This window comes from Variovorax sp. PMC12 (genome assembly GCF_003019815.1).
GTDB lineage: Bacteria > Pseudomonadota > Gammaproteobacteria > Burkholderiales > Burkholderiaceae_C > Variovorax.
The window spans coordinates 4,162,962-4,174,820 of the sequence record NZ_CP027773.1 but is presented as its reverse complement, the minus strand read 5'-3'; the positions used below and the strand labels follow the sequence as shown (position 1 = coordinate 4,174,820).

General features: G+C 69.1%; 7 protein-coding genes. All 7 read right to left on the bottom strand.

The window, feature by feature from the left end:
- Window positions 1-5: 5 nt before the first annotated feature.
- The 7 genes from C4F17_RS19275 to C4F17_RS19245 all read right to left on the bottom strand — a co-directional run bounded on the left by C4F17_RS19275 (window position 6) and on the right by C4F17_RS19245 (window position 11,815).
- Window positions 6-6,017 carry an alpha-2-macroglobulin family protein gene (locus C4F17_RS19275; RefSeq protein WP_106937614.1) on the bottom strand — a complete coding sequence of 2,004 codons (6,012 nt, stop codon included), beginning with the start codon at window positions 6,015-6,017 and terminating at the stop codon, window positions 6-8.
- A 223-nt stretch (window positions 6,018-6,240) separates the two neighbouring features.
- Window positions 6,241-6,717, bottom strand: coding sequence for a DUF2269 family protein (locus C4F17_RS19270; RefSeq protein WP_081268232.1), 477 nt, complete (start codon window positions 6,715-6,717; stop codon window positions 6,241-6,243).
- Window positions 6,714-7,091, bottom strand: coding sequence for a DoxX-like family protein (locus C4F17_RS19265; protein WP_081268231.1), 378 nt, complete (start codon window positions 7,089-7,091; stop codon window positions 6,714-6,716). Before C4F17_RS19265 ends, C4F17_RS19270 begins: the two co-directional genes overlap by 4 nt.
- Window positions 7,088-8,200, bottom strand: coding sequence for a saccharopine dehydrogenase family protein (locus C4F17_RS19260; RefSeq protein WP_234382206.1), 1,113 nt, complete (start codon window positions 8,198-8,200; stop codon window positions 7,088-7,090). Before C4F17_RS19260 ends, C4F17_RS19265 begins: the two co-directional genes overlap by 4 nt.
- On the bottom strand, window positions 8,197-9,837 hold the full coding sequence (locus C4F17_RS19255) for an FAD-dependent oxidoreductase (RefSeq protein WP_081268230.1): 1,641 nt from the start codon (window positions 9,835-9,837) through the stop codon (window positions 8,197-8,199). Before C4F17_RS19255 ends, C4F17_RS19260 begins: the two co-directional genes overlap by 4 nt.
- A 119-nt stretch (window positions 9,838-9,956) precedes the next feature.
- Window positions 9,957-11,600 (bottom strand): polyamine aminopropyltransferase, encoded by a 1,644-nt coding sequence (locus C4F17_RS19250; protein WP_106936310.1) that lies wholly within the window; start codon window positions 11,598-11,600, stop codon window positions 9,957-9,959.
- Window positions 11,597-11,815 carry a DUF350 domain-containing protein gene (locus C4F17_RS19245; protein ID WP_019653703.1) on the bottom strand — a complete coding sequence of 73 codons (219 nt, stop codon included), beginning with the start codon at window positions 11,813-11,815 and terminating at the stop codon, window positions 11,597-11,599. Before C4F17_RS19245 ends, C4F17_RS19250 begins: the two co-directional genes overlap by 4 nt.
- Window positions 11,816-11,859: the final 44 nt, after the last annotated feature.

Genomic DNA, 11,859 nt, shown 5'->3' with positions numbered 1-11,859 from the left:
TTGCCTCAGTTGCCGACCACCTGGAAGCGCGCACCGGCCGAGCGCGAGAACACCCGCCGGTCGTACATCGCCTCGCCGTACGCCGCCGGCACCACGTAGTCGCCCACGTTGGTGGCGCGCGCCTTGTAGGTCACTTCGAGCAGGTCCTTGTTGACGCTGCCGTAGAACACGACACGGTCTTCGCGGATGTCGGCGTACTGCACCTTCCACGAGCCGCCGCCGCCCAGGCGCTTCTTCCAGATGGGCGCGTCGGCGTTGGCATCGTCGTCGTCGCCCACGGCCTGCAGCACAGGCTCGAGGCCGCCGGGCAGCACGTCGACCAGCGCCACGTCGTTGAGCTGCGCGCGCTCCAGGCTGCGCACGCGCACCCGTACCGTGACCTCTCCACCGAGCCTGGCCTTGGTGATCGGGTTGCCCTTGGCGTCGAGCACTTCGTGGAAGATTTCGAGGCCCTTGTTCACCGCCGCAGCGGGCACGTTGCGCTCGAAGCCCTGTTCGGCCCAGCTGTAGTAGAGGTTGAAGTCGCTGTCGTTCGACAGCTTCAGCCTGGCCGTGCCGGCCGGCACCGCTGCGCGGGTGATCGGGTTCACCGCGCCCAGCGCGAGCGCGGCGGCCTGGCCCTGCGCGTTGACGGCGCTCGCCGTGAGCTTGCCTTCGGCGTTCTGCCCCACGGCCTCGAAGTACGAATCGACCGCCAGCAGCATCGAGGCCGACGACAGGCTGTTGTACCAGCCGTCGCGCACCATCGCGGCCATGCCTTCCCACACCGCGGGCTTCAGCGTCTTCAGGCGCGACGGGAAGTGGCGGCCCACCAGGTGCAGCGTCATGCTGTCGTGCACCAGCGGGTCGTAGTAGGCGCCCCATACGTTGCGGCGCTGTTTCTTCTCCGTGCGCGCGAGCAGGTCGGCCCACACCGGGTTCAGCAGCTCGTTCGCCACCTGCTCCTGCTTCACGAGCTGGTAGCTCGCGGCAAGGTAGACAGCGCCGAGGTCGTCGCTCCAGCCCTGCGTCTGCTTGCCGCGCCATGCTTCGCGCAGGTTGGCCAGCGCGGCCGGCGCGATGATGCCCTGGCGCGTCAGCAGGTACGCCGCCTGCGTGCGCTGGCGCCAGCCGTCGAGCGATGCGTCGCTGCTGCCGAGCCAGCCCTGCAGGTAGGCGTTGGCCTTCTGCAGCAAGTCTTGCGGCACGGGCAACTTGTGGTCCCTGGCCTCGACCAGCAGGTGCACTGCGTACAGCGTGGCGAAGGCATCGGTGCCGGCACCGGGCCACAGCGAGAAGCCGCCGTCGGCCGTCTGCCGTGCGCGCAGCTGCACGAGGTAACGCTCGAAGGTCTTGCGCGCCTCGGGCATCGGCCCCTGCTCGGCCGTGCGGCCACGCGCCATCTCCTTCACCAGCTCGGGGCGGCCCGCGAGCAGCACGGCCGGGAAGGTCTGGCTCGTGATCTGCTCGGTGCAGCCGTGCGGGTACGCCTCCAGGTACTGCATGAGGCCGGTCGCGAAAGCCCACGGCGCGGCGGACACGGCCACGTCGCTCTGGCGGAAGTTCGGGTACAGGTCGGCCTGGCTCGACAGCTCGCCCGCGCGCTGGAAGCTGCCGGCCTGCACCAGCGTGACGAAGGGCGACGCCGGCCGCACGCTCACTTCGGTCGACAGGCGCGCGCTGTAGTTCTTGTGCGTCGATGTGAACACCAGCGCCGAAGAACCCAGCACCGCCTGTTCGCCCGGCTTGGCGCGCACGTTGAACTTGGTGCTGGCTTCGCCGCGCTCGTTGACCTTGAGCGTCTGCGTGGCGTCGCCCACCACTTCGAGCCCGCCGGAGGCGGTGAGCGTGAGCGCGATGGGCGCTTCCTCGCCCGAACCCGCGATGTTGTTGGCCAGGCCCACGCCCACTTCGACCGTATCGCCGGGCGCCATCGCGAGCGGCGCGTTCGGCAGTATCACCATGTCGCCGCGCACCACGGCGCGGGTGCTCTTGGCGGCGGTGGTCTCGTCGTTCACGGCCACGGCCATCACGCGCAGGCTGCCGTTGAAGCTTTCGGGCACGGTGTAGCTGAACTCGCGGCTGCCGTTCACGTCGACCAGGCCCGACCAGTAGGCCACCGGTTTGTCGCGCTTGCGCTTGAACGGGTTCAGGTGCTTGCCGAGTTCGCCCTCGCCGTCGCCGCCGGGTGCGGCGCCCTGCATGAGCTTCTTGAACTCCGGCAGGATCAGGTCGAGCGTCTGCAGCGTGCCGACTTCGAGCGCGCGCTTCTGGAAGAAGTGCTTCAGCGGGTCGGGCGTCTTGTAGCGCGCCACCTGCAGGATGCCTTCGTCCACCGCGAACACCACGGCGCGCGTGGGCTTGTCGCTGGTGAGCTTCATCTTCACGGTCTGCCCCGGCTTCACCAGTTCGCTGCTGGTGAGCTGCAGGTTGGCGGTGCGCTTGGTCAGCGCGGTGGCGAAGGGCACGACGCCGTACGACAGCGGGCTCATGTAGACCTCGTCCGAGGCCGGGTCGCGCACGAAGTGCACGTTGATGTAGCCGGTGCCCTCGAAGTCCTTGGGCAGCACGATCTTCTGCACCGAGGCGGTCTTGTCGGTCTTGAACCATGCGTGGGCGTAGACCTTGTCGCGCTCGATGGTGATCAGGCCCGCTCCCACGTACGGCGCGCGGATGCTTACCGCGATTTCCTGGCCCGGCTCGTAGTCCTTGCGGTCGAGCGTGAGCTGCAGCTCGGCGTTGCGGTCCAGAGAGCGCGACACGTTGGCATTGCCCGCCACGCTGTACTCCACCCGGTTGAGCTCCAGCCCCTGGGCATTGCGCACCACGTAGGCGAAGTTGCCGGGCGCGCCGGTGTCCAGCGCCACGTTGTAGCCGGCCGCGGCGATGGCGAAGGGCTTCTCGTCGAGCACCACTTCCTTGCGGCGCGACTCGTAGCGGTACAGGCCGTTGTCCTGCTTGATGAGCACCGACAGCACCTTGCGCTCCACGCGCTCGATCTTCAGGTCGGCCACGGCCGTCTTCTTCGCCTGCGGGTCGATGGCGATCACGGTGGCGTTGCGCGCGGCGCCCTTGCTCACGTAGCCGACGTCGCCGTCGACCTTCACGCCGACGAGGTAGGGCATGTCGCTCACCAGCGTCTGCGCCTCGGCCGACACGCTGCGCCCGCCCTCGGGCTCGAAGGCCTTGGCGAGCACGTGCACCTGGTAGGTGGCGGCGTCGAAGCGCGACAGCCGCAGGTCGAATTCGGCCTTGCCGTCGGCGCTGGTCTGCACGCTGCCCAGGTCGTCGACCTGCCTGTCGGCGGCACGCTGCGGATCGAAGAACGCGTAGTCGGTGAAGGCGCGGAACACCGGGAAGCCGGGGCTCAGCGTGAGCGTGCCTTCCACTTTGCGATCAGGCGCGGGCGTGCCGAAGAGGTTCTGCACGTCGATGAGCGCCTTCAGGTCCTTGGGCCTGACCCAGCCTTCGGCGACTTCGCTGCTGAGCTTGGCCGTGACCTTGGTGCGGTCCGGCAGGAACTCCTGCACCTTCACCGTGGTGCTGCCGATCAGCAGGCCTTCGACCTCGGGCGTGCCGGGCGACGATTCGCGCGGCAGGTAGAGGTTGACGGTGTAGTTGCCGGTGGGCGATGTGTCTTGCGTGGTGTGGGCGATTTCCGCCGCGCCGCCCGGGCCGAGCTTGAGCTTTTCGCGGCGCACGCCGAGGCCGCGCGCATCGATGATCTCGGCTTCGAGCGGCAGGTCTCGCAGCGAGGTGCCCCAGTTGCCGGCCTTGACCATCATCGCGATGTGCATGGTGTCGCCAGGGCGGTAGATGCCGCGGTCGCTGAAGACGTAGGCCGTCATCTGGTTCGGCACGCCGGCCGCGCGCAGGCCGCCCACGTCGAAGCGGGAGATGTCCAGCGTGCGGTCGTTGCGGTTGAAGGGCAGGAAGCTCAGGTCGCCGTCCTTGCGCACGACCAGCACCACCGGCGCCTTCTCGCGCTGGTACCCGGCGAGGTTGGGCAGCTTGGCGGCGCCCGTCGCATCCGTGGCCTGCGACGCGACGATCATGCCGTTGCGGCCCCACACCTCGACCAGTGCGCCGGCCACCGGCTGGCCGTTGGCGATGCTCTGCACGAACACGTCGCGCGTGCCGTCGAGCGACTTCTTGGCGACGATGCCCAGGTCTGTGACGAGCACGAGGCGCTGGTCGAGCTGCTGCTCGGGACTGCCGCCTTCGCCATTGCTTTCCTCGTCCGACGACTGTCCCTCCTGTTGCTGTTCGTCTTCAGGCTGGGACTGCTGCTCGTCGCCCTCGGGCTTCTTCTTCGCCTTGGGGTCGTAGCCCTGCACCTTGAGCAGGAACACGCCTCGCCGGTCGGCCACGTCGTTGCGCAGGTACTCGGCGAAGTCGACGGTTTCGTAGTGCGCCTTGCCGGCGGGAATGCTGAGCGGGATCTCCTTCTGGAAGCGGTCGACGAGGTTGTCCGACTGCAGGCCGCCGTAGAACTGCGGATGCGCGAAGTCGCCGCTGGTCTGCGTCACCAGGTGCTGCAACTGCTGTGGCAGCAGACGGCCGATTTCGAGGCGGATGCCCGGCAGGTCGCGCACCAGGATCGGCAGCTTGCGCTCGCCCGAGAGTGCGAGCAGCGAGCCCTGGCTCATGATGGTGAGCTCGGGCGCGAAGGTCTTGAGCAGGCGCACGTCTTGCCGCGCGGCGCCGAGCTGGTAGCCGCCGGGCGTCTTCAGGCCCTTGGCCACGCGCACCAGCAGATAGCGGCCGCCCTCGGCCTGCGGCATGCGGAAGCTGACCATCTCGGTCACTTCGCGCTCGCTGGCGATGGGCTGCAGGTTGATCTTCCTGGCGCGGCGCAGCACGGCGTCGGTGACCTTCGACGGATCGGCGGACCAGTCGAACTTTTCTTCGGATTCGCCCTTGGCGTCTTCGGTCGCGGGCAGCAGCCAGGCTTGCACCACGCGCGCCATTTCGCGCTCGTGCACGGGCATGGAGGCGGTGACGTGCATCACGTGCTCGGGCTCGCCGTTCTCGCCGGTGACGATGGTGGGTTCGATGCTGGCGATGCTCAGGCTGAAGAGGCCCGGGATGTCGACCGCGCGGGACATGTCGGCACGCAGCGCCGGGCCGCCCTTCTGCGCGACCGTACCGGAGGTGAGGCTGAGGATCGCCGGGCGCGTCTTCTCGGGAATGGGCAGCGGCTCCGATTGCAGGGTGGCGTTGAGGCGCAGCTTGTCGTAGCTGACCGTGAACTTCTCGCTCGCGCACTTGCCCACGCTGAAGAAAGAGGCGCTGCAGGGCTGGTCGTAGGTCAGCACCAGGCGCTTCTCGAACTCGGCCGTGTTCACGGGGTGCGAGAAGTGCACCTGAAAGAGCGCGCGGCGCACGTTGGCCTGCACCGGGTCTTGATAGAACTCGGCGGCGTTGATCTGCGCGGTGAATTCGGGCGAGGTGAACTCGTACTTGCGCAAGGCCATCTCGATGTGTGGCGCGAGTGCGCTGGCGGTGATCTGCACCTTGTACGGCTGGCCGACGGGCCAATCTTGCGCGGGCAGGAATTCGAGCCGGTTCTGCTTGGTCCACGTCCAGCGGCCGGCGATGGCGGGCTCGATGGTGACGCCGGTGGCCTCCTGGCCGATGCGCGCAATGGGCGCCACCGAGGCTGAGAAATCAATGGCGAAGGGGTTCGGGCCCCTGTCGAGTTCGATCTGCGTGCGCTGCGGCGGCTCGGTCTTCGCGGTGGCGACGACGGGTTCGACGCGATCGGGCGTGAGGCCGTGCCACCACCTGATCACATGGGGGCTGGCCATCCAGCCGGCCAGCACGAGCAGCAGAAGCAACACCACCCAGGCCAGCCGCTGCTGCAGCCACTGCAGGCCGAAGAGCAGGAATGCGCCCGCGATGCGCAGCCAGCCCGGAGGTCGCCAGGAGCCGACGAGCCCACGGGCCACCGGACGCAGAAGGCCGAGCGCACGGCCCAGCCCGGTGAAGAGCGCGTCGCTGAACGACGCGAGTTTTCGATTGGCGACTTGCAGCATGGACGCTCCCACTGTGTTTTTGTTGGCGTCCGCGAGTGTGCGGACCATCTGTGAAGCAATGGCGCTGTGTGTGAAGTCTTCGTGAAAACCGCACAGGGGCCGCGCCGCGGCCGTGTCAGTGGCTCATGGTGCGGTGTCAGGGGCGCTGTTGTTCAGGGCGCGTGCGAGGGCCACCGGGTGCTCCGAACGCGCAGTTCGACGAAGCGAAAAGCGGATTTTCATTTCAGATCGAAAGCTGCGGCTTGTTCACCATCAGATAGAACACCACCACCATCGCCACGAAGGCCGGATAGCCCAGCAGCTCCCAATAGCGCTGGTAGCGCGCATACAACTGAGGCAGCGGCGTCGATTCGCGATGCGCCTGCGCCGCGATGGCCGCCATGCGGATCTGCAGCCACACCACCGGCAGCCAGCAGATGCCCGCGAACACGAACAGCCCCAGCGAAAGCGCGAGCCACGGCGTGGACAACGGCCAGCCCGCCATGTGCGCAAGCGCGAAGCCGGTGGCCGGCTGGATGATGACGGTGGGCGTGGTGAACCACCAGTCGGCACGCACCACCAGCCGGCTCACCACCGCCTGCGCGGGCACGCTGCCGCTGCGGTTGGCGAAGAACATGTAGAACGCCGACCCCAGCCCGGTGCCCACCATCAGCACGCTGGAGACGATGTGCAGCCACTTGAGGACGAGGTAGGTGTTCATGGCGTCGCGCGTCGGTAAAGATGCCAGAGCAGGGCGGCGATGGGCAGGTTCTTGAGCAACGGGCCGAGCGGGTGCAGCCACAGACTCGGCTGTAGCACGGTCGCCACTAGCGTCATGGCAAGCATCAGGGCGAGTGCGGCGCTGTAGCTGGCACGGCCGGGTCGCAACCAGAGCGCCAGGCCGACGAGGAGGTCCGCAGCGGGGCCGCCGCCGATCAGCAGTTGCACCAGCCACGGCGGCGAAGTGATGCCCGCGGCGGCCAGCACCTCGCGGCTCTGCCCGTTCAGCTCGACGATGCTGGCGACGGCCGTGAACAGCCACACGGCGACGAGGCTCAGGCGCAGCAGGCGATCGTCAGCTTCGGCGCGCGTCATGCGCCTTCTTCGACCGTGTCCGTCACCGTGCCCCAGCGCGCGAACTCGGGCTCGAATTCCTCCAGCGTCAGCAAACCCGCGCAGGCGTGCGCACCGGCGGGCAGTGCGTCGCCGCGCGCCAGGCGCCGGGCCAGCAGGATGGCCGCCATGCAGGGGATCTCCGGGCCGTGGTTGTCGTCGGCGGCAATGTGCCAGGCGCGGCGCGCGGTGCGGCCCGATGCGTCGGTGCCTTCGACGCGCACCACCATGCCGCCCAGCGCAGTACCGAGCGCATCGAACACGCGGCCCGCCGAATGCAGCAGCGGCGCCAGCTTTTGCGGCGCGGGCAGCACGCCCACGCGGCGCAGGAAGGCCAGGAACGCAAAGGCCTGCTGCGCCAATCCGACTTCGAGCGCGGCGCGGAACATGACCGACTGCACACCGGCATGGCGCGCGGGAAAGAGTTCGAGATCGGGGATGTCGCACAGCGCACCGCGGCGCGGCTTCATGCGCGCGAACGCGACTTTCGTCGGGTGCGCCCAGCCGGGCTGCTCGGTCCAGCGCCCGCCATGCCAGACGCGGATCGGCTCGCCGCAGTAGGCGAGCACGCCGGCCAGCGTGGCTTCGCCGCGCGGCGCGCCTTGCGCGGGCGCGATGCAGATGTCGATGCCGTGGATGCCTTGCCAGCCCGCCGCCAGATGGTCGACCACGGCGGACGACAGCGCAGGCACCGTGCTGGCGCCGCTGATGCCCGTGCGGCCGGCATTGCGGAACGCGGTGTCGAGCGCGCCGGGAAAGTCGCACACGAAGCGGCGGCCGTCGGCCAGGTCGATGTAGTGCGCGCCCGCCGCCGCAACGGCCTGCGGCACGCCGTAGCCCTGGTTCTGGAACGGCCCGGCGGTGTGGATCGCCAGCGCCACGCCGAGCCGGCGCAGCGTGTCCGCGAGGTCCGGCGCCTGCACGTCGATGCGAACCCCGCGCGCGCCACCGCCCAGCGATTCGGCGAACGCCGTGGCGCGCCGCGCATCGCGCCCGGCCACCAGCAGCTCGATGCCGGCGTCGGCGGCCAGCGCCCGGCAGATGCGCGCGCCGAAATTGCCGTACCCGCCGAGCACCAGCGTCCTCATCATGCGGACGCCGCGCCGGTGCCCGCGACATGGCCGCGCGTGAATGCCTCTTCGAAGATGGAGTAGCCCGACCAGTCCGCATGCGCGAACGACAACCGCCCCGCGACGACGCTGCCGCGATGCGCCTCGTCCGGTGCGCTGCGCTGCGACCCGATCTGCGCCAGCAGGCCTGGCCCGGGGATCGACATGGCATGCCCGTAGCGCGTGATCTCGATGCGCGTGGCAAGCGCGGGCAGGTCTGGATGCGGCAGCGACAGCTCCGCGAGCAGGTCGTCGCGCCAGCCGGTCCATGGGCGGTCGAGCAGCAGGCGGCGGCCATCGGCGGTGTCGTAGCTGCTCGGGCCCAGCGGGCGATACCAGCTGAGCACGGTGCCGCGCGGCGTCGGGTCGAGCGCCTGGTGGCGCGCATCGACATAGCCGAGGCCGCGCGTGCCGTAGATCACGTTGTCCCAGCTCGGCGCGGCGCCGGGCCTGTCGGCCAGCGGGCCGCGCAGGTGCACGTTGGCCACCAGCCACGGCGCGTAGCGCACATGCGCGGCGGCGTTGGCCAGCACGGGCGGCGGGTTCTCGACCACGCGGGCGGCAATGAACACCGGCAGCGCGACGATGCAGCGCTCGGCCTGCCAGCGCACGAGCGACTTCGTCTTCGCGTCCCATGCATCGACCTCGACGCCGCCGCGCGACTCGGCGATGCGCGTGACGACCTGGCCGGTGTGCAGCCGCTCGCCGAGCGGCCTGGCCAGCTGCCGCGTGAGCCAGCCGTTGCCTTCGGGCCAGGTGAGGATGCCGTCGCGCTCGGGGCTCGAATCGTTGACGCTGCCGCTCGGGTCGCCGGGCGCGTGGAAGCCGTGGCGGCTCGCGAAATAGTGGATGCCGGCCCAGGCGGAAACATGCGCGATGCCGGCGCCGTAGTCGTCGCGGCAGCAGTAGTCGAGGTACCAGCGCAGCTGCGCGTCGCTGAAGCCCTCGCTGTCGAGCCAATTGGAGAAGGGGATGGCGTCGAGCGCCAGCAGCTCGGGCGTGATGGCGACCTTGAGCGTGGGAATGGCGAAATGCGCCGCGTGCTGCAGGGTGTCGATGCGCTGCGCGAACTTGCGGTACTGCGCCATCGTGCTCTCGCCAACGCCGTGCACGGGCAGCAGGCCGTCCTGCCATTCGCCGTGCAGGAACAGCCGCTCCTGCGGGGCGTGGCAGAGGTTGAGCTCGTCATATTCCCAGCGGCCCGCCACGCGGCGGCGCAGGCCGAGTTCCTCGAGCAGGTCCTGCACCTCGCGCGCATCGTCTCCCGGCACCGGCAGGTAGTGCGCGCCGAGCGGGCAGGCGATGCCGTTGACCAAGCCGCCGCGCGCGTTGCCGCCAGCGGTGTCCTCGAGCTCGAGCAGCGCGAAGTCTTCGACGCCGGCGAGCCGCAGCGCGCGCGCCGCCGCGAGTCCGGCCACGCCCCCGCCGGCAATCAATACGCGCGTGCGCTTCACGACGGCGGGCGCCGCGCCCTTGAGCGCGCCGTCGCGCATCGCGTGGCCGCGCGTGACGTCGATGCCGGTGAAGCCGCCTTCGATGGGTGGTGGCGGCGCCTCGCAGCCGGCCAGCGCGAGGGCGCCCGCCGCACCCGCCGCCCCCAGGAAGCCACGGCGCTTCATTCGCATCGCTCCCTTCCAGGAACACCGCGGAACCGGCTCTGCCGGGCCGCAGGTGTTGCCCCCGGCGAGGGGGAAGGCGAAGCGACAGGAAGTGCGCGAAGCCTGGGGGAGTTCATCATTCAGTGCGCCATGACCTTGCCCCACTCCTGCTCATAGGTGGTGACGAGGATCTGGTTCGACAGCCGGTTCACTTCGGTCGGCACGCGCGCCATGTCGAGCGGAAAGTCGAACATCAGCGGCAGCGTGGACGGCGACAGGAAGCGCAGGCCGGCAGGCAAGGCATCGGGCATGCGATAAGGCCGGCGGCTCGCGATGATGTAGCCCCACTCGCCGAAGCTGGGCACGTGCGCGTGGTACGGCGTGGCGCGCAGGCCGACCGACTCGATGGTGGTCGCCACGGTCCAGTAGCTCTTGCGCGCCACCAGCGGCGAGGTGGTCTGGATCACCGCATAGCCGCTGGCCGACAGGCGCTTTTCGAGCAGCGCGTAGAAGCTGTTGGTGTAGAGCTTGCCGATCGCGAAGTTGGTCGGATCGGGAAAGTCGACCACGATCACGTCGTAAAGGTCGTCGACCCCCACGCTCCCCGCTTCGCGTGGTTCGCTGCCCCCCGAGGGGGCGCTCGCGCCTTGGGACGGCCCGGCGGCGCTCGACCCGCCCGGCTGCTGCAGCCACTGGAAGGCGTCGGTGTTGACGATCTTCACCTTGGGCGACGAGAGCGAGTGGCCGTTGAGCGCGGCCAGCGTCTCGTGCTCGGTGAAGAGCCTGGTCATGTTCGGGTCCAGCTCCACCAGCGTGACCGACTCGACCGAGGGGTACTTGAGGATCTCGCGCACCGCCATGCCGTCGCCGCCGCCGAGCACCGCGACCTTCTTCGGCGCGCCCTGCGCGGCCATCACCGGATGCACCAGCGCCTCGTGGTAGCGGTACTCGTCGCGCTCGGCGAACTGCAGGTTGCCGTTCAGGAACAGGCGGTGCCCGAGCAGCCCGCGCGTGACCACGATGCGCTGGTACGGCGAGGTCGCGCTGAACACGATGCGGTCCTGGTAGAACTTGTCTTCCGCCAGCGTGGTGATGTGGTCGGCCCACACGAAGGCCGCCAGCAGCGCCGCCAGCGACAGGAAGCAGGCGAGCGCATGCGCGCCGATGCGGCGCAGCTCATGGCGGAACAGCCACAGCGCCCACACCGCCACCGCCGCGTTCATGAAGCCGAACAGCAGGCCCGTGCGGATCATGCCGAGCTGCGGCACCAGGATGAGCGGGAACGCCACCGACACCGCGAGCGCGCCGAGGTAGTCGAAGGTCAGCACCTGCGACACCAGGTTCTTGAGCACGATGTTGCGCTTCAGGATGCGCATCACCAGCGGGATCTCGAGGCCCACCAGCGTGCCGACCACCATCACCAGGCCATAGAGCAGCAGCCGGAAGGCGCCCGGCACGTAGGCGTTGGCCAGGAACAGGATCGCCGGCAGCGCGCCGCCGATCAGCGCGACCATCAGCTCGATGCGCAGGAAGTGCGCCGGCAGCTGGCGATCGAAATAGCGCGAGAGCCAGGAGCCCACGCCCATCGCGAACAGGTAGGTGCCGATGATGGTGCTGAACTGCAGCACCGAGTCGCCGAGCAGGTAGGAGCTCAGCGCGGCCGCGCTCAGTTCGTAGACCAGCCCGCAGGCGGCGACCACGAACACGCTGGCGAGCAGCGCGACTTCGACGGGTTGCGGCCCCCGCGCATCCGGGGTGCGCGCGGGCGAGGCCGCGTCGCTCAATGGATTGCAGCAGCCACGATGATGCTGATGCCCAGGCTCATTGCCGCCACGACGAGGCCCAGCGCCACGTTCTGCTTCTCGACGATCTCGCCCCACAGGTCATAGGGCGTGATCTTGTCGATGATCAGGAAGCAGAGCCAGAAGATCACGACGCCGATCAGCGCGTACACGAGCGATCCGAGGACCACGCCCGGTTTCAGCCATTCAAATCCCATGGGGACCTCCAGTCGTAGTAATGAGATACATCGGGTGCGTCATG